Below are 24,291 nucleotides of genomic sequence, written 5' to 3'. Positions count from 1 at the left end.
GCCTCTCGGAGCCCCGGACGGGCGAATCAGGCCATGGACGTCGGCCGGCGGTGCCTACGAGCCCGGATGCTCCGCGCCGCCTGCCTCCATTTCCGCCGCTCCCCGGAGAGGCGGCACGCCCAGCCGGGCCGTACGGGCTAGCCGACGCCGGCCGACGGGTCGGACCGGCGACCGTGACCCCGTCCAGTTCGAGCGGCTCACGACGCTCGCGGCGGCGGTGGACACGGCGCCCTGCGCACGGAGGACGGGCCTGTTCCTCCCGGCCGTTCGGCGGGGCGCAGACGAGGTCGTCGCGGCCGGCCAGGGTGTCGGGACGGGTGGCGCCGGGGGTTTCGTCAGCCGCCAGTTGTGCCGGGGCGAGGATCGGCCGACCGGATGCAGTCACTGAGGGCGGCAAAGGACACTGATGGACCGGCCGCCGCGCGGACCACGCCCAGGCTGACGCTGTCCGAGTCCAGGGTGGCGACTACTGGGCGGGGGAGTACGTAGAACTCCCATTGAGCTGTGTCGAGTGGTTCGTAGACCGCGTGTTCACGGGCAGTCTGGACGGCGAAGACGTAGACGTCGGCGTTGTGCGACTTTGCCTCCGAGTAGCCGCCGTCAGGTGACCACGTGCGAGCGCGGAGCCCACTGAAGCGGATTTGGGACAGTGCGCACTGCTTCCAGGCTTGCAGGTAGGCGCCGGCCTTGACCTCGATGCGCAGTCCGTCGTCGGTTTCGACATCGTGGCTGGCCCATTCCATACGGGGCTCGTGGGAGCCGACCGCCTGCTGGACCAGGAATTCGGCGAACAGACCGCGTGTGTTGTTCATACGGAGGTCCGGCATGACGAACCGCCAGAAGTCGACCACCGTTGTGTCTGGGACGCCGATGATCGACTCGTCACCGCGGAGCGGTGGCATGGGCCGCGGGGTCAAATGCAGACGGTCAGGCTGCTTCATGGGCCGCAGTCTGACAGCACGGCGCGGACGCTTGCGCACCTGCCGTCAACAGCCCTTGCTGAGACGCTGGCTGGGGGCGCGGAGGCGGAGCTGGGCCCACGCTCCAACTCGCGACTCATGCATGATGATCTGGAAAGCTGTGGATTTCGGGACTGGGCAAGGTGCGCTGGGTGGTTGAGTGCGCCTTAGCCTGGCTGCACCAGTTCCAACGGCTCCGCACCCGCTACGAACGAGGCGCCGATCTCCACCAGGGCCTGCTCGAACTGGCCTGCAGCCTCATATGCCTCAGCCGGGTAATCGCTCAACGCTGTGACCTGCGACCCAGCTGTCGGCGGTTGTCCAGCGCTGGTCGTCGTTGAGCGTCCTCGGGCGGCCAAGCGACGGCCCGAGCGAGGGTGTCGCGCTGTGCCCTCGATGCGAACTACGGGCGCGAGGTCGCTGAGGTCTATGAGCCTGGTCGGTGAATCCCCTGCTCGGCTACGGCTGCGGCCAGGGCCAGGATCGCCTCAACCTGAGCGGCCGCGATGGCTGTGTCGTAGTGACGCTTCCTGGCCGCAGACTTCGCATCAACCGCTTCGAGCAGTTCGCGGGCGTTCTGAGCGTGGGTCGCGTAGTCAGCCATCAGACCTCCCGTGTCGGTGGTACGCACCATAACGATCACGCGAGGTCGGCGAAGTCTCAATGGCTCAGTTCCCCATGCTGGAGAACCCGGGCACACCTGAGAGCATCCCACCATGGGGATCGACCTACAGTTGCACGACGGCCGCCCGCACTGGCCCAGCCGGCGCTCGAAGCGCAAGCCAACGCTGATCCGTCAGTCCTTCGAGCACGGCGAAGCGCTGGCCGAGCTGATGGCCAAGCTCCCTGTAAACACCTCGGGCAAGCTCTGGATGGTCGACCCGTACAACGACACGGCTTTCAACGCGCAAGTGGCCGAGGCTGCCCTCCGCGAGATCCCAGATCTCCTGGACCGCTGCACCGAAGATGCCCAAGTTCAAGCGGTCCAGGACCTCGCGGCCTACTTGAAGGACTGCGCCGCGACTTCGGGCAGCTACCTGATCTTTGTCGGAGATTAGCGCGGTGTCCCCTGCTCAACTCGGTTGACCGGAGGAGCCGTGGTTGCTCTACTGCGATGCCGGACCGGGGAGGGCATGTGGCAGAACTGCCGGAGAGTGTGGATCGCGACATTCTGGAGGGGCGCACCATCCTCGCAGTGAAGGCGATTCGTGAGGCGCGAGGATGCCCGCTCCGCGAAGCGGTTGATCTTTACCATCAGCGCTACGGAGAGCTTCATCCTGAGCCGCTCTCAGCCCAGGAAGCTCCCCGGCCCCGCGTGCTGCGGTTCGAGCAGGACGGCTCTTTGGTCGTGCTTGAGGGGCTGCAAGACGGTCAGTAGCCGAGCCCTCTTCAGCTGTGTGCACGTACGCGGTCTTGGAATCCGTCGTGGTGGCGATGCCACCGTGGGTTCAAATCCCCCACGCACCGCGGGTGAACGGCCCCTGACCAGGAACTCAGTCAGGGGCGTGGGTGCGCGAGGGACCCGTCGACTGGAGACACCTCGGCGGCATCACCGTTCGAAGCCGGAAGGCATGGAGCGGTGTTAAGGGGCGGGGACCTCAGCGGTGAGGCGGCCGGACCAGGGGCACCAGTAGTAGCCAGGGAGGAAGGGGCCGCCGACTTCGTCCAAGTGGTCCTCGACGTAGGGGATGGTGGAGTCGCAGACCTCGGGGGCTCCATCGGCGAAGCTGACGGTGTCCGGGTTGTAGTGGAAGTCCCACGTGGGGTTGTAGCCGGCCGCGCGCATGATGAGCCGGCCGATAACGATCTTGCTTTCCCCGCTCTCGACGATCTCGCGGGCTTCCTTGATGACTTCCGGCCTGTTGATCGCGATGACGAAGTTGTGGCCGGTGACGTCCTTCATGTTGAAGTACGCGACATCATCGGCGGCGCCGGCCTGTCCGCTCTGACCCGTGGCCAGAGCGAGCAGGGCAGTGATCGCGAGGGTGCCGATCCGGGTGGTGATACGTCGCATGGGGCAGCTCCGTGCCTGGGCCGTGACACTCACGACCATTCATGGCGCAAAGTAGTCGAATAACTACCATAAGTAAACGATCATGCTCGGGAGCCTCCCCGTGAAGAGGGCGGCGCACGGCCGAGTGATCCGTGTCGGGTACCGGCCCGGCGCGTCCTCGCGCCAGGGCGGTTCGGCATTTCCCGGTCGTGCGGGAGCGGCGCCGTCCCAGCCCACCACGTGCACCTGGCGGCCGTGCACGGGGCCGGATGGGGCTGGTCGAGGCCGGGACCGGGGCCGACCGGCCCATACGGTGCACCCGGTCAGCCCCTGGGGCGCGACCCTGGACCGCTGGATGCTCGAAGTGTCGACAGGTTTCGAGGAGGCCAGTGATGACGGACGACGACCGCACCCCGGTGCACGCGCTGCTTCAGGACGGCACCACGGTCTGTATACGTTCCGTGCTGCCCCGTGACCACGAGCAACTGCACGGCCTGTACGAGGAGATGTCCCCGGACAACCTCCGCCTCCGGTTCTTCGCCGCGAGCCACCGCTCCGCCGAGATGGCCGCGGACAGGGCCTGTGCCCCGTCGCGGCCCGGGTACCGGGCACTGCTCGCCGAGACACAGGGCCAGGTCATCGGTCTCGCCGAGTACGAGACCGAGTACGAGACCGGTGACGGCGCGGGCACGGCCGAGATCTCCATCGCGGTCGCCGACGGGCTGCACCACCGCGGCGTCGGCACCCTGCTCGTGGAGCACCTGGTCTCCGCCGCCCGCGCGGAGGGCATCCGCGCCTTCACCGCCGACGCGCTGTCCGAGAACCACGAGGTCCTGCGGCTCTTCGCCGATCTCGGCCTGCGCACGTCCCGGCACTTCGAGGGACCCGAGGTGCGCTGCACCATCGAACTGGCCGAGGGCGACACCTACCTCGGGGCCGTCGAGACACGCGGTCGGGGTGCCGGCGTGGCGAGCCTGGAGCCGCTGCTGCGTCCCGACGTCGTGGCGGTGATCGGCGCCGGACGCCGGCCCGGATCGGTGGGCCGGGCCCTCCTGCACCACCTGCGCGCGGGCGGCTTCAAACGCCGGCTGTTCGCCGTGAACCCCGGCGTGAACTCGATCCTCGGTGTGCCGTCCTTCCCCTCGGTCAGCGCCCTGCCCCTCGTTCCTGACCTCGCGGTCCTCGCGATCCCGGCCTCCGCCGTGCCCGCCACCGCCGAGGAATGCGGCAAGGCCGGGGTACGGGCACTGCTGGTGGTGACGGCCGGGCTGGACGCGGATCAGGGCAAGGCACTGCTGGACGCGTGTCGCACGTACGGCATGCGGCTCGTCGGACCGAACTGCCTCGGTGTCTCCAACACCGACCCGGAACTCGTCCTCGACGCCACCTTCGCCGCCGGCCACCCGCGCCCCGGGACGGCGGGGATCGCCGTGCAGTCGGGCGGTGTCGGCATCGCCCTGCTCGACGGGCTGTCCCGGCTCGGCATCGGCGTCTCCTCCTTCGTCTCGCTGGGCGACAAGTACGACGTCAGCGGCAACGACATGCTCCAGTGGTGGGAGGGCGACGGGCGCACCGACCTCGCCCTGCTGCACCTGGAGTCGTTCGGCAACCCCCGCGCCTTCTCCCGCACCGCCCGCCGCGTGACCCGCCGTATGCCCGTCCTCACCGTCGACGCGGGCCGCACCGACGCGGGCCGCCGCGCCGCCGCCTCGCACACCGCGGCCGCCGCCACCCGCACCATGACCCGCCAGGCCCTGTTCACCCAGGCAGGCATCACCGCCACCCGTTCGGTGGGTGAACTCCTGGAGACCGCGGCCCTGTTGCACGCACAGCCGTTGCCCTCCGGCAGCCGCGTCGCGATCGTCACCAACGCGGGCGGCGCGGGCGTCCTCGCCGCCGACGCCTGCGCGGAGGCCGGGCTGGTCCTCCCGGCTCTGACGGCCGAACTGGTGGACGACCTGCTTGCCGTGCTGCCCGACGGTGCCGCCGTGGGCAACCCCGTCGACGTCACCGCCGCCGTCAGCGAGGAGCAGCTCAGGGAGTGCGTGGACCGGGTCGCACGGCATGCGGGCATCGACGCCGTCGTGGTGGCCCTGGTCCCCACCGCCGTCGCCACCGCGACCGGCGACGATCTCGTCCGGGCGCTCACCGACGGGCGGGCCCGACGGGAACGTCCTGTCGCCGTCGTACGACTGGAGCAGGCACTGCCGGTCGAGCTGCTGCCCGTCGCGGACGGCGGCACCATCCCGTCGTACTCCGAACCCGGCGCGGCGGCACGTGCGTTGGCGCACGCCGCCCACCGTGCGGCCTGGCTGAGCCGGCCCGCCGGAACCGTCCCCGACCTCGCGGACATCGACACCGGACGCGCCCGGACGATCGTCGCGGACTTCCTCGCGGCGCACCCTGACGGCGGCTGGCTCGACCCCCGCACGTGCGGCGAACTGCTCGCCTGCTACGGCGTTCCGCAACTGAACTGGGCCTGGGCCGAGACCGAGGACGACGCGGTCCTGGCCGCCGAACGGCTGCGCGGGCCCGACGGCCGCGTCGTCATGAAGGCCCACTGGCCCGGCCTGCTCCACAAGAGCGAACAGCACGCCGTGCACCTCGACCTCCAAGGCGACGCCCAAGTACGAGCCGCCTTCCGGGACTTCGAGACCCGGTTCGCCGGACTCCTGACCGGAGTGGTCGTCCAGCCGCTCGCCGCGCGCGGCACCGAACTGTTCGCCGGGGTCGTCCAGGACGAGGTCTTCGGACCCCTCGTCCTGTTCGGTCTCGGCGGTACGGCGACGGAGGTGCTGGCCGACCACGCGGCCCGTCTCGCTCCTCTGACCGACCACGACGTCCACGACCTGATCACCTCGCCACGCTGCGCACCGCTGCTCTTCGGCGCGCACGGCTCCGGACCGGTGGACCTCGAAGGTCTGGAACAGGTGCTCCTGCGCCTGTCCCGCATGGCGAGCGATCTCCCGCAGCTCACGGAAGCCGACTTCAACCCCGTCCTCGCGACCCCCGGCGCGGTCAGTGTGCTCGACGCACGCGTCCGTCTGCTGCCGCGCCGCGCACAGGACCCCTACCTGCGCCGACTGCGCTGAGGAGGAACAGCCATGAAGAACAACAAGGTCGGATCCGTGATGACGACGGACGTCGTCCGGGCACCGTACGGAGCCCCCTTCAAGGAGGTGGCACGGTTGCTCGCGGGCCACCGCATCAGCGGCCTGCCGGTCGTCGACGACGACGAGAAGGTCATCGGGGTGATCTCCGAGTCCGACCTCCTCGCCCGGCAGGCGCAGACCCCCGACCCGTACGAGCCGAAGGCACGCTTCCGGTTCGTCCTGCCGACCCGCGCCGCCCGGCGGCAGGCGGCCAAGGCGCGGGCCCGTACGGCCGGACAGCTGATGTCCGTACCGCCCGTGATCGTGTACGCGGAGAACACCATCGCCGAGGCCGCCCGGACCATGGCGCAGAACCGGGTGGAGCGGTTGCCGGTGGTGGACGAGGAGGACCGGCTCGTCGGCATCGTGACCCGCCGTGACCTGCTTCAGGTCTTCCTGCGTCCGGACCGGGAGATCCGCTCCGAGGTGATCGACGAGGTTCTGGTGCGGTCGCTGTGGCTGGCACCGCAGACCGTGGCGGTCAGCGTCCACGAGGGGGTGATCACGCTCGACGGTCACGTGGAACGCCGGAGCGAGGCGGAGATCGCGGTCGCCATGAGCCGCCGCATCGACGGGGCCGTCGGCGTCGTCGACCAACTCGCCTATCGCTTCGACGACGCGCACCTGCGCCCCGGTGAGCCGGCCGTGCACGGAGTCACCGATGACTGGCTGCGCAAACTGTGAGAGGAGGCGTACCACCATGCCGAGCAACGTTCTGGTCGCCTATGGGACGACCAACGGATCCACGGCGCGAATCGCGGAGAGAGTGGCCGAGATCCTGCGCAAGGAGGGGATGTCCGCCGAGGCTCTGCCCGCCGGTTCCGTGACGAGCGTCGAGCCGTATGACGCCGTCGTGGTCGGCGGCGGCCTGTACGCGGGGCGCTGGCACAAGGACGCCCGTCACTTCGTGCGGCGGCACCGCCGCGCGCTGGTCGGACTGCCGTTGTGGTTCTTCAGCAGTGGCCCGCTCGACGCCTCGGCCTCGGAACGGGACATCCCGCCCGTGCCCGCCGTGAAACGCGCGATGGACCGGCTCGACGTGACGGAACACGTCACGTTCGGAGGGTGCCTCCAAGAGGGGGCGAAGGGATTCATCGCCCGGAAGATCGTCTCCTCCGGCAAGGGCGGCGACTTCCGTGACTTCGAGCGGATCGAGGCATGGGCGGCCGGTATCCGCGCCGAGTTGGCGGCAAGCGACCCGGAAAGCTGACTCCCAACCCGCGACGAACAGCCCGCGAACAGCCCGCGAACGACCCGCGAACCGTCGTGGCCGGGCGGACTTCGACCGGTCACGACGTGGTTCTGCCCAACTCGTGGGTGGGGGAGGTCGGGTGCGGCCCGTCGCCGGGCGGGGTGATGCGATGTGCTCATCGGCCGGTACGGTTCAGGCGGCGGCGGGGTCCCCTGTCTCCCGTGCCGGCCGGAGGATTCGATGAGCAGGGATCAGCGCGAACGCTCGGAGCGGCACGTTCCGAAGCTGCGACTCGACGAGCTGCTGGGCGAGTTGCAGGTGCGCATCGACGCGGTCAGGGGTACCAGAGACCGGCTGCACAGCTTGCTGGAGGCGGTCCTGTCGGTCGGCCGGGAGCTGGACCTGCCCCAGGTCCTGCGCAGCATCGTCGAGGCCGCCGTCGTGCTCGTGGACGCCGAGTACGGCGCGCTGGGAGTGATCGGTGCCGATCGGAAGCTCTCCGAATTCCTGACCGTGGGCATCGACGACGCACAGCGGGCGCGGATCGGAGCGTTGCCCAGTGGTCACGGCCTGCTCGGCGAACTGATCAGGCACCCGGAGCCGCTGCGGCTGCCGCAGCTCTCCGACCACGGAGCCTCCTACGGTTTCCCGGCCAATCACCCGCCGATGGATTCCTTTCTCGGCGTGCCCATCCGGGTCCGCGACGAGGTGTTCGGGAACCTCTACCTCACCGAGAAGCGCAGCGACAAGGAATTCGACGCCGAGGACGAGGCCGTTCTGTCCACGCTCGCCGTGGCCGCCGGCGTGGCCATCGAGAACGCTCGCCTGTACGAGGAGACCAGGCTCCGCGAGCGGTGGCAGCGGGCCAGCGGAGAGGTCACGAGCCTCCTGCTGTCCGGTTCGCCGAGTACGCAGGTGCTGGAGCTGATCGTCGACCAGGCACGGAAGATCCTCTCCGCGGACATGGGGATGATCGCCGAACGCCTGCCGGGCGAGGAAGCCCTGCGCCCGGCTCTCGCCGTCGGCCTGGACGCGGAGCGGCGCGCCGGGCTGGTGATGTCGGCCGGGGACGGACTGGTGGCGGCGGCGCTGGCATCGGTGGAGCCCGTCGTCAGTGACGACGTCGGGCAGGACGGTCGCAGGGCGGACAGCGAAGCGCCATGGGCGGGGCTGGGCCCTGTCGTCGCCGTGCCGCTCGGTGCGGGCGGGAAGGCACGGGGTGTGCTGCTGCTGGGACGTGTGCCCGGTGGTGCCCCGTTCAGTGAGGCGGCCACCGGCCTGTTGCTCGGGTTCGCCGACCAGGCCGCGCTGGCACTGGAACTCGCCGAGCGGCGACGGGACGCGGAACAGATCGCGCTGCTCCAGGACAGGGACCGCATCGCGCGGGACCTGCACGACCTGGCCATTCAGCGGCTCTTTGCCGCGGGGATGACACTGCAGAGCAGCCAGCGTTTCATGGAGCATCCCGAGGGCCGGCAGCGTCTCGTGCGGACCGTGGACGACCTCGACGACACCATCAAGATCATCCGCTCCACCATTTTCGGGCTGCGGACGCACGACGGTGCCCCGGAGGGCAGCGGGCTGCGCGCCAGGGTCGCCGAGGCGGTGACGGCGGCGACGCTCTCCCTCGGGTTCGCTCCGGCGCTGCGGATCGAGGGCCTTGTCGACACCGACGTTCCCGGCGGCGTCGCGGACCACGCGGCCGCGGTACTCAGCGAAGCCCTCAGCAACGTGGCCCGGCACTCCGGCGCCAGGACGGTCGACGTCCGGCTCCGTCTCGCCGGAGGCCAGTTGACGCTCACGGTCACGGACGACGGCTGCGGTGTCGCGGCCGACGTGCCGCGCAGCGGCCTCAAGAACATGGCGGAGAGGGCCGCCGTCCTCGGCGGGACCCTGACGCTGGGCGAGCTTCGGGAGAGCGGCGGCACGCTGCTGGAGTGGCGGGTGCCAGTGTCGCTGGACGGGGCCGCCGGGACTGGTTGACCGCAAGGCGACCGAAGACTCAACGGGTCGTGTGCTGGTCCCTCGTGTCGGGGTGTTCGATGTGGCTGGCCAGTACCGCCGCCTGGACCCGGCGCTGGACGCCGAGCTTGGCCAGGAGGCGGGAGATGTGGTTCTTGACCGTCTTCTCGGACAGATAGAGCTTCTGGCCGATCTCGCGGTTGGTGAGCCCGTCCCCGATCAGCGCGAGGATGTCCCGTTCGCGCGGCGAGAGACTGGCGAGCTCGGGCGAGAGGGCCGGTTCCTCGGCCGGGTCCGCGCGCAGTTTGCGCATCAGCCGGGCGGTCGTGGTGGGGTCCAGCATCGACTGGCCGGACGCGACGGTACGGACCGCCGAGACCAGGTCGGATCCCTTGATCTGCTTCAGTACGTAGCCCGCCGCCCCGGCCATGATCGCGTCGAGCAGCGCTTCCTCGTCGTCGAACGACGTCAGCATCAGACAGGACAGCTCCGGCATCTGGTTGCGCAGTTCCCGGCACACGCTGATGCCGTCGCCGTCCGGCAGGCGTACGTCGAGCACGGCCACGTCGGGCCGCAGCGCGGGGCCGCGTACCAGGGCGTGCGCGACGCTGCCCGCGTCACCGACCACCGAGATGTCCGGTTCGCTGTCCAGGAGGTCGGTGAGACCGCGCCGCACCACCTCGTGGTCGTCCATCAGGAAGACCCGGATCGGGTTCTGCTCGGAGAACGTACGCGCCTCGGCCATGGCGACCCCTTGTTCAGTGACGGACCACGGACCGTGAGCCCGCTGACGCCGATCATCACCCTCCCGGCCCGGATGCACCAGGGCCGACCGGCCCCATCCGGGCCCGGTCCGTGACCGCGTTGACCCTTCGGAGGTGAAGCCGGCCCTGCGTGGGTGCCGTCGCACGCCGGCTGAGCAGCTTCGGAAGGATCTACGTGCCGCTGCGCTTGCGGTCGTCTCACCGCTCCCGGACGCGCTCCGGGCCGGTGAGGTCGAATCCGACGTCCACCACCCCTTCCACGGCCCGCACCAGCCGGGCGGCCACGGGTACCAGTGCGGTGTCGCGTACGCGTCCGGTGAGGGTGACGACACCGCCCCGCACCGTGACGCGGACCGGCGAGGGCGACGCGTGGAACAGGTAGGACACGATCTCCCTGCGTACCTCCTCGGCGATGTCCTCGTCACTGCGCAGGAACACCTTGAGGAGATCGCCGCGGCTGACGACGCCCTCGAGGCCGCCGGTCTCGTCGACGACGGGCAGCCGCTTGACCTTGGCGTGCGCCATGACGCGGGCCGCCTGCGCCAGGGGCGCGTCCGCGCGCACGGTGATCGCCGGAGACGTCATCAGTTCCTCCGCGGTCAGTCCGCCGGCCTTGGCGAGATCCTTCAGCCGCCGCAGTTGCGTTTCGCGGTCGGGGTCGCCGTCGCGGAACTCCTCCTTGGGCAGCAGATCGGCTTCCGAGACGACTCCGATCACACGGCTCTCGCCCTCGACGACGGGCAGGGCACTGACCTGCCACTGCTCCATCAGTTGCACGATCTCCTTGAAACCGGCCCCACGGCCGATGGCGGCGACGGTGTGGGTCATCACGTCGCTCACGATGTGCGGACTGCCGTGCACGGTGGCTCCTCCGTCGGTTCCGGATACGTCGGTCAGCGGGGGTCGCCGCTGCCGTAGGGGGCGTACAGGTCGAGCAGCCGGGTCCGGGTCGACTGGAGCCGGTGGGCGACGATCTCGCCGGTCCACCGGGTCACGGCGCTGCCGAATCCGGGATCGGCCCGGCACATCGCGCTGACGGTCTCCGCGTCGAACTCGTAGGCCCGCACGGGGCTGGCCGCCCTGGCGCCCAGATGCCAGGTGTGCGGGTGGAACAGCCAGGACCAGCCGACGAGTTCGTTGTGCCCGAGCATTTCGATGACGGCCGCTCGGCGGCCCGGCACTCGTAGGTCGAGGGCCACCGTCCCGGTCCGGATGATCCAGAACCGGTCCGCGAGCCGGCCTTCCTCGAACAGGCGGGCGCCCGCGGGGAACGACACCTCGCGGGCCACCCGCATCAGCCGGTCCCGGTACTCGGTGGGCAGCGCCCTCAGCATGGTGGATGTGGTGGAAGCGTTCATGATCCTGCCTCTTCCTGGCGCGTGATCCTCCCACCTCCAATCTGCGCCCGTGTCCCGCCCGCCGCCATGGGCCACCCGGCCCCCGCGGCGGGCCGCATGGCATCGGCCGGGGCCGATCGGCCCTGAGGGTCGGTACTGCCCGGTCCCCGCGCGCGGGCGGGCGGCCCGCGAAGCCCTGCCGGGGCACGGCGCTCACTACCCTCCAACCGCCTTCCTGTGGAGCCGTCTTGGCTGAACTGTGTCGGCGGGGGTCGTGAAGTCCCCTTCCGTATGGGGCTGGTTGGTCCCCTTCAGGGACCAGCGGCCCCTCCTTCCGCGGCCGGGCGAACACGAGACTGATCCCGTATCCATCAAGGAGGTCATCACATGTCCCGCACCGTCGTCGTCGGTCTGGACGGTTCGCCCGAGAGTCTCGCGGCGGCCGACTGGGCAGCTCGTGAAGCCCTGCGCACGGACGCGCACCTGCGTGTCGTGCACGCCTGGCAATGGCACCCCTACATCTACGCCCCGCTGGCCGGCGTCGCCGTTCCGGCGCCGGAGGACGATCCGCAGCGCGAGTGGGCCGAACGCCTGCCGCACGAGACCGCGGCCAGTCTGGCTGCCGTTCATCCGGGCCTGTCGGTCAGCGCCGAACGCGTCGCCGAGCAGCCGGTCACCGTGCTCCTGGCCGCGGCCGAGGACGCCGACCTGTTGGTCCTCGGGTCCAGGGGGCTGAGCGGAGTCGCCGGTTTCCTGACGGGGTCCGTCGGGCAGGCCGTGGTGGCCAGGAGCCGCACGCCGATCGTCTTCGTACGCGCGGCGGAAGGTTCCGAGGCCGTGCCCGAGATCCGGCACGTGGTCCTCGGCCTCGACCTGGAGCACGCGGACACCTCCGTGATCGCCTTCGCCTTCGAGGCGGCGGCTCGCAGGACGGCGGACCTGCGCGTCGTCCATGGCTGGAGTCTGCCGGCCCACCACGGCTACGGCGGAGCCACCGACGCGGTGGCCGAAGCGGACTTGCTCGCCGAGGCACAGCGGCGCCTGACCGACGTACTGCATCCCTGGCGTGAGAAGTTCCCCTGCGTCCAGGTCCACGAGCAGGCCGTGGTGGGCGGTGCGGGTCCCCACCTCGTGGACGCCTCACGAGACGCGGAACTGGTCGTGGTCGGTCGCCGTCACCGGCGGACTCCGGTCGGCACTCACATCGGACCGGTGACCCAGGCGGTACTGCACCACTCCGCCGCACCGGTCGCGGTCGTCCCGCACGAATGAGCGCCCGGGCCGGGGAAATGCCGTGAGGGGCCCGGGGTACCCGACCCGGTCCCCTCACGTCAGGACGCGGTCCGGTCGGGAACCACGGCGCCATTGCGCGGTGGCGGGGGCCGCCCGGTCCCCCGGTGGGGACCGACCGGCCCATGCGCGGAGCATCCGCCCCGGTCAGGCTGGAGATACCGCGTCAAGTCTCGACTTGAAGGGGATCGTCATGAAGGCACTCGTGTTCCACGGCCCAGGAAGCTCCGCGTGGGAGAGCGTGGCGGATCCCGGTATCGAAGAGGCCACCGACGCCGTCGTCCGGGTCGACACCGTCACCATCTGCGGCACCGACCTGCACATCCTCAAGGGCGACGTGCCGGAGGTGACCCCCGGCACGGTCCTCGGCCACGAGGCCGTCGGTGAGATCGTCGAGGTCGGCAGCGACGTGCGTACGGTCCGGCCGGGCGATCGTGTCCTGGTCTCCTGCATCACGGCGTGCGGACGTTGCCGCTTCTGCCGGGAGGGCGCCTACGGACAGTGCCGCGCCGACGGTGGCTGGATCCTCGGCCACCTGATCAACGGCACACAGGCCGAATACGTCCGCGTCCCGCACGCCGACCTGTCCACACATCTCCTGCCAGGAGCCGTGGACAGCAAGGACGCGGTCCTGCTGGCCGACATCTTCCCCACCGCCTACGAGGTCGGCGTGCTCAACGGGCGGGTACGCCCCGGAGACACCGTCACCGTCGTGGGAGCGGGGCCCATCGGGCTCGCCGCGATCGCGACGGCGCACCTCTACTCGCCCGAGAAGATCATCGCCGTCGATCTCGCTCCGGCCCGGCTCGACGCGGCCAAGCGTCTCGGCGCCGACGCCGTCGCGACGGGCGAGGAGGCCGAGCAACTCGTCTCCGATCTGACCGACGGGCTCGGAGCCGACGTCGTCATCGAAGCGGTCGGTGTCCCGGAGAGTTTCGAGATGTGCACGCGCATGGTGCGGCCCGGCGGACACGTCGCCAACATCGGCGTGCACGGCAGGCCCGCGACCCTGCACCTCGAAAGCCTGTGGATCAAGAACGTGACGATCACCACCGGCCTGGTCGACACCCACACCACCCCCACCCTGCTGCGCATGATGGCCGCGGGCCGGCTTCCGGCCGCGTCCCTCGTCACCCACACGTTCCCGCTGGACCGCATGGAGGAGGCGTACGACGTCTTCGCACGGGCCGCCGACACAGGCGCCCTCAAAGTGGTCCTCGGTGAACCGCAGCACGACGCACTGACGGTCAGGACACCCTGACAGAAGGAAGCGAAGGCCATGTCCGAACAGACGCAAAGCGGCACGTTCAGCGCGGCACCGCAGGACGAGGGAACACCCTGGCCGACGTCGGTCGCGACAGCGGACGCCAGGGAGACACCCCGGCCGACGGTCCGCACGGCCGCTTCGGCCGCGGCGTCACCGGGCGACATCGGGCGGCGCATCGCGACCCGACGGCAGGAACTCGGCCTGACCCGGGAGGACACGGCCGCCCGCGCGGGCACAGCCGCGGGTTACCTCCGGTACCTGGAAGAACAGTCCACGGCGAGACCTGGAAGCAGCGTCCTGATCCGGCTCGCGGGTGCCCTCGACACGAGCGTCGCCGCTCTGTACGGAGGAGAATCCGACCTGCCGCCCGGCCTCGGCCAGGCCGCGGGCCACGCCGCACTGATCGAGCTGGGCTCCGAGGACTGCCTGCGACGACTGTCGACGCACGGCGTCGGAAGGCTCGCAACCGATACCCCGGGCGGCCTTGTCATCCTCCCCGTCAACTACAGCGTCATCGACGGTGCGATCGCCTTCCGGACCGCGCCGGGTTCGACGATCGCGGCAGCGGTCGGATCGAACGTCGCGTTCCAGGTCGACCACGTCGACGAGGCCCTCAGCCAGGGCTGGAGCGTACTCGTCCAGGGCAGCGCCCGGGCCGTGACCGACCCGGACATCAGGCGCCGGCTCGATGCCCTCGCCTACAGCCGTCCCTGGGCCGGCGGCGAAGCGCGCGACCTGTGGGTACGCGTCGAACAGGACCGGATCAGCGGACGCCGGATCGCGGTGCGGTGATCCGGGCACTGCGCGCCGAACACCGGAGGGAATGACCTTCCCCGTTCTCCGGAGACCGGCAGGTCCGATGAGCCTTGGCCCCGATTGTTGTCCCGCCCCAGGTGCAAGGCCGCTTGTGGCAGAAGCGCCGTACCGCGTGAGAGTTGACCCGCTGATGAATCCCAACGACGGATTTCGTGAACTCGGCCGGCAGGAATGCCTGGACCGGCTCGGTGACGCGCCCATCGGCAGGGTCGTCCACACACGAGACGCGCTGCCCGCGGTCCTGCCGGTCAATTTCTGTCTCGACGCCGACTCCGCCGTCGTGCTGCGGACGTCGGCGGACTCGGAACTGGCCCGCACCATCGACGGCGTCGTGGTGGCGTTCGAAGCCGACGCGGTGGACGCGACCGCGCACTCCGGCTGGAGCGTCGTCGTGACCGGCCACGCCCTGGTGGTGAGCGATCCCGCCGAGCATGATCGCCTGACCCGGACAGGACCCCGTTCCTGGGTGCCCTCTCCCCGCGAGGTGTTCATCCGGATCGCGTCCGAACTGGTCACCGGCCGGGAGCTCGTAGGCGGCCGTACGCAGTACGGGGTGGAGCGGTCTTCCTGACCTCCGTCGTCGCGGGGGTGGGCCGAACGGCCCTCGGACAAGGGCGTTCGGCGCCCCGGCCGGTGCTGTCCGGCCCTCGTCCCGGCCACGTTGAACGACAAGTATCGACAGTGCAGGACATTCCGAGCAGCGTGAGGGGAGACCGGCGATGACCACAACGATGACGGCTGGGGACCGGACGGACGAGGCGTGGCACGGTTTCGCCGGGACGTCGTGGCGCGAGCGGATCGACGTGCGTGACTTCATCCAGGCCAACTACACGCCCTACGAGGGAGACGCGGCCTTCCTGGCCGGGCCGACGGAGCGCACCCGAGCCGTCTGGGGTACGGTCAGCGCGCTGTTCCCGGAGGAGCGGCGCAGGGGAATTCTCGACGTCGACACCGCGACCCCGTCGACGATCACCTCGCACGCGCCCGGATACATCGACCGCGAGCGGGAGTTGATCGTCGGTTTGCAGACCGACGCGCCGCTGAAGCGCGCCATCATGCCCAACGGCGGTCTGCGGATGGTCGAGAGCGGGCTGAAGGCGTACGGCTACGAGCCCGACGCCTTCGTCACCCGTGTCTTCGGGACCTACCGCAAGACCCACAACGACGGCGTCTTCGACGCCTACACCCCTGCGATGCGCGCCGCCCGCAAGGCCGGCATCATCACGGGTCTGCCCGACGCGTACGGCCGCGGCCGGATCATCGGCGACTACCGGCGGGTGGCGCTGTACGGAACGACCCGGCTCATCGCCGCCAAGCGCGCGGAACGCGCCGGACTCGACGCCGCGCCGTCGACCGAGCACATCATCCGCGACCGCGAGGAACTCGCCGAGCAGATCAGGGCGTTGGACGAGTTGACCCGGATGGCGGCGACCTACGGCTGCGATGTCTCCCGTCCCGCCGGCACCGCCCACGAGGCCGTGCAGTGGCTCTACTTGGCCTATCTCGCCGCCGTGAAGGAACAGAACGGCGCGGCGATGTCGCTGGGCCGCACCTCGACCTTCCTGGACGTGTATCTCCAGCGCGACCTGGCCGCGGGTGTCCTCGACGAGACCCACGCCCAGGAACTGATCGACGACTTCGTGATCAAGCTGCGCATCGTCCGGTTCCTGCGCACCCCCGAGTACGACGCCCTGTTCTCCGGCGACCCGACGTGGGTCACGGAATCCATCGGCGGCATCGGCGAGGACGGTCGCCCGCTCGTCACCCGCACCTCCTTCAGGTTCCTGCAGACCCTCTCCAACCTGGGTCCGGCCCCCGAACCCAACCTCACCGTGCTGTGGTCGCCCCGACTCCCGTCCGGCTTCAAGGAGTTCTGCGCGAAGGTGTCCATCGACACCAGCGCCGTCCAGTACGAGTCCGACGAACTGACGCGGCCCGGCACCGGCGACGACACCGCGATCGCCTGCTGTGTCTCCGCGATGGCCGTCGGCAGGCAGATGCAGTTCTTCGGAGCCCGCGTCAACCTCGCCAAGGCCCTGCTCTACGCGATCAACGGCGGCCGGGACGAGATCAGCGGCGAGCGGATCGCCCCCGAGACGCCGCCCCTGACCGGCGAGTACCTGGAGTACGAGGAGCTGTCGAAGGCGTACGACGGGATGCTCGACTGGCTGGCGGAGACCTATGTCAACGCGCTCAACGTCATCCACTACATGCACGACAAGTACGCCTACGAGCGCGTCGAGATGGCGCTCCACGACTATCCCGTGCACCGCTTCATGGCGTGCGGCATCGCCGGCCTCTCCGTCGCGACCGACAGCCTGTCCGCCGCCAAGTACGCCCGGGTCAAGGTGATCCGGGACGAGACCGGGCTGGCCGTGGACTACGAGATCGAGGGCGAGTTCCCGGCGTACGGGAACAACGACGACCGGGCGGACGCCATCGCCGTCGGCCTGGTGGACACCTTCATGACGAAGCTGCGCGAGCACCCGACCTACCGGGACGCCGAACACACCCAGTCGGTCCTGACGATCACCTCGAACGTCGTCTACGGCAAGCACACCGGCAACACACCCGACGGCCGCCGCGCGGGACAGCCCTTCGCCCCCGGCGCCAACCCGATGAACGGCCGCGACCGGCACGGGGTGGCCGCCTCCGCGCTCTCCGTCGCCAAACTGCCCTACGAGCACGCCCGCGACGGCATCTCGCTGACGACGACGATCACCCCGGAGGGCCTGGGACACGTGCCCGGCGAACGCGTCGGCCATCTGGTCGGCATCCTCGACGCGTACACGGCCTCCGGCGGATTCCACATGAACGTCAACGTGCTGGACCGGGCCACCCTGGAGGACGCGATGGAACACCCGGACAAGTACCCGGAGTTGACCATCCGGGTCTCCGGCTACGCCGTCAACTTCGTCCGCCTGACCCGGGAACAGCAGCTCGACGTGATCAGCCGCACCTTCCACGGAACGCTGTGAGGACGATGACGACGGGCCGGATCCACTCCTGGGACCTGTCCACCGGCGTGGACGGTCCCGGGACCCGGTTCGTCCTCTTCGTCAACGGCTGCCCGCTGCGCTGCCTCTACTGCGCCAACCCCGACACCTGGCACATGCGCGACGGGAAGGAGGCCACCGTCGACGAGGTGATGGCGGAGATCGAGAAGCACCGCCCGTTCATCACCGCCGCCGGCGGAGGCGTGACCATCACCGGCGGCGAACCCCTGCTCCAGTCCGCCTTCACCGCAGCCCTGCTTCGCCGCTGCAAGGAGGCCGGGCTGCACACCGCCCTGGACACCTCCGGCTTCCTCGGCGCCCGCGCCACCGACCGACTCCTCGCCGACACCGACCTGGTGCTGCTCGACATCAAGTCCTTCGACGCAGAGACCTACCGTGACCTGACCGGCGGCCGACTCGAACCCACCCTGGACTTCGCCACGCGCCTCGACCGCCTCGGCGTCCCGATGTGGATCCGCTACGTGCTGGTCCCCGGCTGGACCGACGATCCGCGATCGGTGGACTCCCTGGCCCGGTTCGTCGCGAATCTCAGCACGGTCGACAGGGTCGACATCCTGCCTTTCCACAAGCTGGGCGCGGAGAAGTACGACACTCTCGGCATCCCGTTCCCGCTACGGGACACCCCTGTTCCCGATCCCGACATGATCGACCGGGTCCGCCGGCAATTCAGGGATCACGGTCTGGCCGCCTACTGACACGCCCTGCCCGAGGGGCGGCGGGGCAGCGGCGTTGTCCGGTCCGCCCCCCTCCGGGCGTGGTCACCTCGCCGGGCCGGAGATGCGGGCCGGTCCAGGGGCACCCGCCGTCGGCGATGGTGTAGTACCCGGTGGGCGCCTCCCTCAGAGTGTGCGTGACGAAGGTGTTGTACAGGCCCAGGTTCTGGCTGGAGCCCTTGGCATAGGCGTAGCCACCGCTGGTGGTGGCCCGTCCCGCCTGGACGTGGCTGTAGTTGCTGCCCGTCCAGCAGGCGGCGGTACCGCCGGTGGTGGTCGCGGTGATCGCCCCCGAGCCGGCTCCCGCCGTGCCGCCGGAGTCCCGGGCGGCGACCGCGTAGGTGTGCGAGGTGCCCGCCCGCAGCCCGGTGTCCGTGTACGACGTGCCGTCCGGTGTTCCGACCGGAGTGCCGTCGCGGCGGACGACGTAGCCCGTGGCACCGCTGACGGCGTTCCAGCTCAGGCTGATGCTCGTGTCGGTGGCTCCGGTCGCCGTCAGTCCGGTCGGCGCGGGCAAGGAGCCCGTTCCGGTCCCGGAGCCGTCGAGGCCGAAGAACGCGGCGATCCAGTGGCTGGAGCAGATCGAACCCAGGAAGTACGGGGCGCCGGTGCTGCCGCACTGCTCCGGGCCGGTGCCCGGGTCGACCGGGGTGCCGTGACCGATGCCGGGAACCCGGTCGACCTCGACGGCGACCGTGCCGTCGGCGGCCAGGTACTCGTCGTGCCGGGTGGAGTCGGGCCCGATGGTGGTGGTGCGGGTGGGGGTCTGGGACAGCCCGTGCAACGCCGTCCACTGGTCGCGCAGTTCACCGGCGTCGACCGGAGCGACCGTCGTGTCCTGGTCGCCGTACCAGATGGCCGTGCGCGGCCACGGGCCGGTGTACGAGGGGTACGCGTCGCGCACCCGCTGGGCCCAGTCGCCCGGGCCGAGGTCGACCCCGGGGTTCATGCACACGTAGGGACTGTTGTCCTTCGTGCAGTTGTAGGGGAGCCCCGCGACGACGGCGCCGGCCGAGAAGACGTCGGGGTAGGTGGCGAGCATGACCGCGGTCATGGCACCTCCCGCGGACAGCCCGGTGGCGTAGACGCGCCGGGAGTCGGCTCCGTACGTGGAGACGGCGTCGCTCACCATCTGCCTGATGGAGAGGGCTTCTCCCTGGCCTCGCTGGTTGTCGCCCGACTGGAACCAGTTGAAGCACTTGTTGAGATTGTTCGAGGAGGTGGTCTCCGCGAGCACGAGCAGGAACCCGTCCCGGTCGGCGAGTTGGGGCAGCCCGGAGTTGTCCGCGTAGACCTGAGCGCTCTGGGTGCACCCGTGCAGCGCGACGACCACGGGCGGGTTCACGGGCAGGGACGCCGGCCGGTACACGTACATGGTCAACGCGCCGGGATTGGAGCCGAAGGTGCCGACGCGGGTGAGTGCGACGGCGGCGTGGGCGGGAGCGGGACCGGTCAGCGCGGCGCCCAGGACCAGGGCGACGACGGTGAGGAGACGGGGCAGGGCGCGAACCCATCGGCTCCGGAGGCGGACGTGGACTGAGGAACGGGGCATCGGCGGCTCCTTCATCGAGTGCCCGGCGTGTTCTCGACTCTCGCGCGCATCGATGGGCGCCGGGCGCGCTGAGGCGTTGCGGCACCTTAGAAGCGGGCACGCGGCGCCGGCATGGCACCAGGCACCACAGCGGGCCCCGAGTCAGTCGACCGCCCACGGATTGCTCGCGTGCCGCCCGGTCTGATAGGGGCGTTGGGATCGGCGAGGCCGTCGGACGTCGGGGCGGTCCATCGCCCTGACACGGGAAAGCTCCAGGCCGCTGTGTGGCCTGGAGCTTCGAACGCCGTGCGGGTTCAGCCTGTTCTGTGACTCCAACGGGGTCCCACGAGGTCCCATTCGACGCCCCATCCGTCGATACGACGCCTGTCCAACCGGTACCGGACCGCAGCGCCGGCGCCGAAGACGATGCCTGTGAGCGCGAGGGCGGCGGTGGCACCCAGGAAGCCGGACTCGACGGCTGCCGTCGAGGAACTGGGCGGAGCGAGGGCGAGCCGACCTTGTCCGTCCTGCCAGACGGTGATCTCGGCTCCGGCCTTGAGGCCGCTGCTCACCTGGGTCCGGCCGGTACGGGCGGAACCGCTGGGTGTCGTCCAGCGTACCGAGGCCAGCCTATGGTCGGTGGTCGTGCCCAACGCGGTGACGGTGCGGGGTACGTCGTTCAGGAGCACGGCTGCGACGGACTGTCGCTCGGCCCGCTGCCGAGCGAACATCTCATCCCCGGCGAGGGCCGTCACCAGCCCGGCGGACACGCCGCCCAGCGCGACGATCCCCCGCACGGCCAGCACGATCCAGGCTTCCACGATGTCATCGCGTCGCCGCAGTGGATTCTTCTTCCACCGCCAGAGCCACTTCCTCGTGTGCTCTCCCCGGGCCATCGGTCTGCACCTCCTCGTCGTCGTTACAGGTTCGACGGTGACAGCCGGAAGGGCGCCCGGACATGGGCCGACCAGGTACCCCCGTAGGGCCGCTCGGCCGCAACTCAGCTACAGGCCAAGGTGGTTCGAGCCGGGCCGGGCGGTCGGTGCCCATCGTGAACTCGGTCCGCACGCGCAGTCCACTTCCATCGAGTTGTCCGGTGAGGGCGGTGGGCCCCTCGGCGGGCGACGGATCAGACGGTGCGCGGTGCGACGGCCACCGGGCAGGCGCTGTGGTGCAGCAGGGTGTGGGACACCCGGCCGAGCTGGAGACCGAAGCGACCGGACCTGTGCCGTGCTCCGAGGACCACCAGGTCGGCGGCGGCCGAGCGACTGACGAGCACCTTGCGGGCCGATCCCTCGATCGCTGTCCTGCGCAGCCGCACTTCGGGATGCTCCGCCGCCGCGTCGGCGACAAGCGCGTCGAGCAGGGCGTAGGCCCGCTGCTCATGCTGATGCGCCGGATCCTCGGCCGACGCCCGGTCGTCGGCTGTCTCGCGTGCGGGGCGGCGCCAGGCGCGGACGACGTCCAGCTCACAGCCACGTGCCTCGGCCTCCCGGAACGCGAACCGGACCGCCTCGCGGCTCGTCTCGGGGTCTCCGGCGCCGAGCAGGACGCGCCCGTGCGAGCCGACCAGAGCGGCCTTGTCACCCCTCACCACGATGACCGGGCAGGATGCGCGGGCCGCGACCGCCAGGCCCACCGAGCCGAGCAGCGTCCCCTTCAGCTCTCCGCGGCCTCTTGAACCGGTGACCAGGGCGGCGGCATTCGTAGCTTGGTCCAGGAGCGCGGACACCGCCTCAGCGGCCACCACTTCCGTGGAGACCTTGAGATCGGGATTGTGCCGGTGGACGCGTTCCGCCGCCGAAGCGACGATGTGCTCCACCAGTACCTTCTCCGAGGTGCGCTCCCGGCTCATCGTCGGCAACGCTCCCTCGTACCGTTCCCACAGCGAGGCGTGGACCAGCCGCACCGGAAGCCCGTTGCGGGTGGCCTCGTCCACCGCCCAGTCGATGGCCAGGAGGCTGCCGTCCGATCCGTCGACGCCCACGACGAGGGGGAGAGTCATTGTCTCCACCGCCTACTCTCTTGCTGCGATGCCGTGCGGGGGTACCCATTCCACGATCGCCCCCGGCGTCGGGCGGTGGCAGGGGCCGTCCAGCCCTTTCCCGGGACGACCGGCCCTGGCGCGCGGAGCCGGACGGCGGTGACCGGCAGGGCCGGCTCTTCGGCTTACCGGCTCCGGTCGGGGAGGGCTACGGTGATGACGTCCCCTTGTGTACGGGCCCGTACCCCGACCGGGACACACCGAGAGGCCGGGAGGAGCAGCGTGGGAACCCCGGACGAGCTCCGCGGACTGCTGCCACAGCTGAAGCTGGACGAGTTGCTGGAGGAACTGCAGGCCAGGCTGGAGGCGGCCCGGAGCACACGTGACCGGGTGCAGAGCCTGCTCGAAGCGGTCCTGTCCGTCGGCCGGGAACTGGACCTGGAACAGGCCCTGCGCTCGATCGTCGAGGCGGCCGCGACGTTGGTCGACGCCAAGTACGCCGCGCTGGGGGTCATCGGATCCGACGGCACGAGCCTGTCGGCGTTCCACACGGTGGGCGTCAGCGAGCAGCAGATCTCCGACATCGGCTCCCTCCCGGAGGGGCACGGCATTCTCGGCGAGCTGATCCGCCACCCCGAACCCCTGCGTCTGGAGAAGCTCTCGCAGCACCAGGCGTCCTACGGCATTCCGGCCGGCCATCCGCCGATGGACAGCTTCCTGGGCGTTCCGATCCGCGTACGCGACGAGGTCTTCGGCAATCTGTACCTGACCGAGAAGCGCGGCGGGGCGCCGTTCGACGAGGAGGACGAGTCGTTGCTGTCCACGCTGGCCGTGGCAGCCGGCGTGGCGATCGACAATGCCCGCCTGTACGAGGACTCACGACTGCGCGAGCGCTGGCTGGAGGCGAACGCGGACATCAGTCACAGTCTGATGTCCGGCAGCGAACGTGCCGAGGCGCTGAACCTGATCGCCGAACACGCCCGGGACATCTCCTGCTCGGCTTTGGCGGCGGTCGCGATGCCCGTGGAGGGCGGCAGGTCGCTGAGCGTGGAGATCGCCGTCGGAGTGGACGCGGAGGCGCACCGGGGGCTGGTGCTGCCTCTGAAGGAGACCCTGGTGGGACTGGCGTTTTCCACCGCTGCCCCGGTCAACAGTGACGACGTCACCCAGGATGACCGGATTTCCCCCGAGCCACCGCGTTTCCAGGGACTGGGACCAGCCGTGGCCGTTCCGATCGGCACCGGCGCGGGTGATGTACGGGGAGTGGTCCTGCTGGCCCGCGAGACCGGCCGACCGGTCTTCTCCAGCACGGAGACCGCGATGCTGCAGGGTTTCGCCGTGCATGCCGCGATCGCCATGGAACTGGCCGAGCGGCGGCTGGACGCCGAGCAGATCGCCGTGCTGCAGGACCGCGACCGGATCGCCCGTGACCTGCATGACCTGGCCATCCAACGGCTCTTCGCCACCGGGATGACGTTGCAGAGCGCGGGCCGGTTCATCACCCACCCCGAAGCCTCCGAGCGGGTGCTGCGGGCCGTGGACGACCTGGACGAGACCATCAAGATCATCAGGTCGGCCATTTTCGGCCTCCGGGCCCGTGAGACCGACGCGACCGGCCGCGGACTGCGGGCCAAGGTCGCCAAGGCGGCCGCCGAGGCCAGGTCAGGACTCGGCTTCGCACCCAGCGTGCGGATGGAGGGTCTGCTCGACACCGACGTTCCACGCGAGATCGCCGACCATGTCGTGGCCGTGCTCGTCGAGGCTCTGGCCAACATCGCCCGGCACGCCCATGCCGGCCGGGCCGACGTGGCGCTGACGACCGACGGCCGTGAGGTACGTCTGAAGGTCTCCGACGACGGGGTGGGCATTCCGGCGGACGGCCGCCGCAGCGGACTGCGCAACATGGCTGAGCGGGCCGAGCAGCTCGGTGGGCGTATGGAGGTCTCCGCTTCCGGCACCGGTGGTGCCCTGGTCGACTGGCAGGTCCCGCTGCCGGTGAAGTAGGGGCTCCATGGGGCCGAAGGCCGACGCCGCCGCGCGATGCGCGGAACGACCGGAGGTCTCGCCGCCACAGGGGCCCTGGACGCGGCCTACGAGATCGTGCGCGGCCGGTGCGGCACCCTGATCCGCGCCGACCTCGCGGCCGGCTGACCGGCAGGCGCGGCGACACCCTCGACGTCATCCACTCCCTGCATCACAACGCCCAACAGCCTTGGAAAAGAGGGCCGTTCGGCCCTCTGGTCGCGGACCTTCGGCATCCGTCGCCGACCGGCGTGCACGGTCAGAGTGAGGGGTGTCAGACACCGACCCGATC

At 70.3% G+C, this 24,291-nt stretch carries 22 protein-coding genes and 2 pseudogenes; 15 read left to right on the top strand and 9 right to left on the bottom strand.

Translation table 11 applies throughout. The features are described from left to right. Nucleotides 1–335 precede the first annotated feature (335 nt). Nucleotides 336–941, bottom strand: coding sequence for a hypothetical protein (locus tag ACF07B_RS41190; RefSeq protein WP_392182710.1), 606 nt, complete (start codon nt 939–941; stop codon nt 336–338). Nucleotides 942–1,087: 146 nt separating this feature from the next. Between ACF07B_RS41190 and ACF07B_RS41185 the strand changes: the two are divergent. Continuing rightward, a pseudogene (locus tag ACF07B_RS41185) lies at nt 1,088–1,300 on the top strand (transposase); the annotation flags it as partial. Between the two features lie 86 nt (nt 1,301–1,386). Here ACF07B_RS41185 and ACF07B_RS41180 read toward each other — a convergent pair. Then, a complete protein-coding gene (locus ACF07B_RS41180) occupies nt 1,387–1,563 on the bottom strand; it encodes a hypothetical protein (RefSeq protein WP_384235134.1) in 177 nt (58 codons plus the stop codon). A gap of 112 nt (nt 1,564–1,675) precedes the next feature. Between ACF07B_RS41180 and ACF07B_RS41175 the strand changes: the two genes are divergently transcribed. Both ACF07B_RS41175 and ACF07B_RS41170 read left to right on the top strand, forming a co-directional pair. Next, nucleotides 1,676–2,017 (top strand): hypothetical protein, encoded by a 342-nt coding sequence (locus ACF07B_RS41175; protein WP_392182709.1) that lies wholly within the window; start codon nt 1,676–1,678, stop codon nt 2,015–2,017. 77 nt (nt 2,018–2,094) lie between these two features. After that, a complete protein-coding gene (locus ACF07B_RS41170) occupies nt 2,095–2,337 on the top strand; it encodes a hypothetical protein (RefSeq protein ID WP_392182708.1) in 243 nt (80 codons plus the stop codon). A gap of 204 nt (nt 2,338–2,541) precedes the next feature. On the opposite strand, the gene ACF07B_RS41165 is transcribed toward ACF07B_RS41170, so the two are convergent. Next, entirely contained in the window at nt 2,542–2,973 is a 432-nt protein-coding gene (locus tag ACF07B_RS41165) for a calmodulin-binding protein (RefSeq protein ID WP_392182707.1), read from the bottom strand. A 371-nt stretch (nt 2,974–3,344) separates the two neighbouring features. Between ACF07B_RS41165 and ACF07B_RS41160 the strand changes: the two genes are divergently transcribed. The 4 genes from ACF07B_RS41160 (at nt 3,345) to ACF07B_RS41145 (ending at nt 9,279) form a co-directional block, all read left to right on the top strand. Next, nucleotides 3,345–6,044 (top strand): GNAT family N-acetyltransferase, encoded by a 2,700-nt coding sequence (locus ACF07B_RS41160; protein WP_392182706.1) that lies wholly within the window; start codon nt 3,345–3,347, stop codon nt 6,042–6,044. A 12-nt stretch (nt 6,045–6,056) separates the two neighbouring features. Then, on the top strand, nt 6,057–6,788 hold the full coding sequence (locus ACF07B_RS41155) for a CBS domain-containing protein (protein ID WP_362403506.1): 732 nt from the start codon (nt 6,057–6,059) through the stop codon (nt 6,786–6,788). A gap of 16 nt (nt 6,789–6,804) precedes the next feature. Then, nucleotides 6,805–7,314, top strand: coding sequence for a flavodoxin domain-containing protein (locus ACF07B_RS41150; protein ID WP_369481995.1), 510 nt, complete (start codon nt 6,805–6,807; stop codon nt 7,312–7,314). Nucleotides 7,315–7,536: 222 nt separating this feature from the next. Continuing rightward, on the top strand, nt 7,537–9,279 hold the full coding sequence (locus tag ACF07B_RS41145) for a GAF domain-containing protein (RefSeq protein ID WP_392182705.1): 1,743 nt from the start codon (nt 7,537–7,539) through the stop codon (nt 9,277–9,279). A gap of 19 nt (nt 9,280–9,298) precedes the next feature. Here the strand turns inward: ACF07B_RS41145 and ACF07B_RS41140 are convergent, their stop codons facing one another. The 3 genes from ACF07B_RS41140 to ACF07B_RS41130 form a co-directional block, all read right to left on the bottom strand. Beyond that, entirely contained in the window at nt 9,299–10,003 is a 705-nt protein-coding gene (locus ACF07B_RS41140) for a response regulator (protein WP_392182704.1), read from the bottom strand. A 217-nt stretch (nt 10,004–10,220) separates the two neighbouring features. Beyond that, entirely contained in the window at nt 10,221–10,883 is a 663-nt protein-coding gene (locus ACF07B_RS41135) for a CBS domain-containing protein (RefSeq protein WP_392182703.1), read from the bottom strand. Nucleotides 10,884–10,915: 32 nt separating this feature from the next. Further along, a complete protein-coding gene (locus tag ACF07B_RS41130) occupies nt 10,916–11,380 on the bottom strand; it encodes a cyclic nucleotide-binding domain-containing protein (protein WP_362403492.1) in 465 nt (154 codons plus the stop codon). A 366-nt stretch (nt 11,381–11,746) separates the two neighbouring features. Between ACF07B_RS41130 and ACF07B_RS41125 the strand changes: the two genes are divergently transcribed. The 6 genes from ACF07B_RS41125 (at nt 11,747) to pflA (ending at nt 18,444) form a co-directional block, all read left to right on the top strand. Beyond that, on the top strand, nt 11,747–12,631 hold the full coding sequence (locus ACF07B_RS41125; protein WP_392182702.1) for a universal stress protein: 885 nt from the start codon (nt 11,747–11,749) through the stop codon (nt 12,629–12,631). Between the two features lie 211 nt (nt 12,632–12,842). Beyond that, the gene (locus ACF07B_RS41120) at nt 12,843–13,910 is read left to right on the top strand and encodes a zinc-dependent alcohol dehydrogenase family protein (protein WP_362403486.1); all 1,068 of its coding nucleotides are present in this window, start codon (nt 12,843–12,845) and stop codon (nt 13,908–13,910) included. 18 nt (nt 13,911–13,928) lie between these two features. Continuing rightward, complete coding sequence (locus tag ACF07B_RS41115) at nt 13,929–14,708, top strand: helix-turn-helix domain-containing protein (RefSeq protein ID WP_392182701.1); 780 nt, start codon at nt 13,929–13,931, stop codon at nt 14,706–14,708. A 154-nt stretch (nt 14,709–14,862) separates the two neighbouring features. Further along, on the top strand, nt 14,863–15,303 hold the full coding sequence (locus tag ACF07B_RS41110) for a pyridoxamine 5'-phosphate oxidase family protein (RefSeq protein WP_392182700.1): 441 nt from the start codon (nt 14,863–14,865) through the stop codon (nt 15,301–15,303). A 148-nt stretch (nt 15,304–15,451) separates the two neighbouring features. After that, nucleotides 15,452–17,710: a formate C-acetyltransferase gene (pflB, locus tag ACF07B_RS41105; protein ID WP_392182699.1), complete on the top strand. Its 2,259-nt coding sequence runs from the start codon at nt 15,452–15,454 to the stop codon at nt 17,708–17,710. A gap of 5 nt (nt 17,711–17,715) precedes the next feature. Next, nucleotides 17,716–18,444, top strand: a complete 729-nt coding sequence (gene pflA / locus ACF07B_RS41100) for a pyruvate formate-lyase-activating protein (protein ID WP_392182698.1) — start codon at nt 17,716–17,718, stop codon at nt 18,442–18,444. On the opposite strand, the gene ACF07B_RS41095 is transcribed toward pflA, so the two are convergent. The 3 genes from ACF07B_RS41095 to ACF07B_RS41085 form a co-directional block, all read right to left on the bottom strand. Continuing rightward, nucleotides 18,416–20,014 (bottom strand): PHB depolymerase family esterase, encoded by a 1,599-nt coding sequence (locus tag ACF07B_RS41095; protein WP_392182697.1) that lies wholly within the window; start codon nt 20,012–20,014, stop codon nt 18,416–18,418. The genes pflA and ACF07B_RS41095 overlap by 29 nt on opposite strands. A gap of 293 nt (nt 20,015–20,307) precedes the next feature. Then, complete coding sequence (locus tag ACF07B_RS41090; RefSeq protein ID WP_392182696.1) at nt 20,308–20,889, bottom strand: hypothetical protein; 582 nt, start codon at nt 20,887–20,889, stop codon at nt 20,308–20,310. 233 nt (nt 20,890–21,122) lie between these two features. Further along, entirely contained in the window at nt 21,123–21,998 is an 876-nt protein-coding gene (locus tag ACF07B_RS41085) for a universal stress protein (protein ID WP_392182695.1), read from the bottom strand. 261 nt (nt 21,999–22,259) lie between these two features. Between ACF07B_RS41085 and ACF07B_RS41080 the strand changes: the two genes are divergently transcribed. Further along, nucleotides 22,260–23,981, top strand: coding sequence for a GAF domain-containing protein (locus ACF07B_RS41080; protein WP_392182694.1), 1,722 nt, complete (start codon nt 22,260–22,262; stop codon nt 23,979–23,981). 1 nt (nt 23,982) lies between these two features. Then, a pseudogene (locus ACF07B_RS41075) lies at nt 23,983–24,128 on the top strand (carbamate kinase); the annotation flags it as partial. Nucleotides 24,129–24,291 lie beyond the last annotated feature (163 nt).

The sequence above is a fragment of the Streptomyces sp. NPDC015532 genome, from assembly GCF_043078065.1.
Classification (GTDB): domain Bacteria; phylum Actinomycetota; class Actinomycetes; order Streptomycetales; family Streptomycetaceae; genus Streptomyces.
The sequence above is the reverse complement of the archived record's forward strand: the minus strand, read 5'-3'. Positions and strand labels throughout refer to the sequence as shown.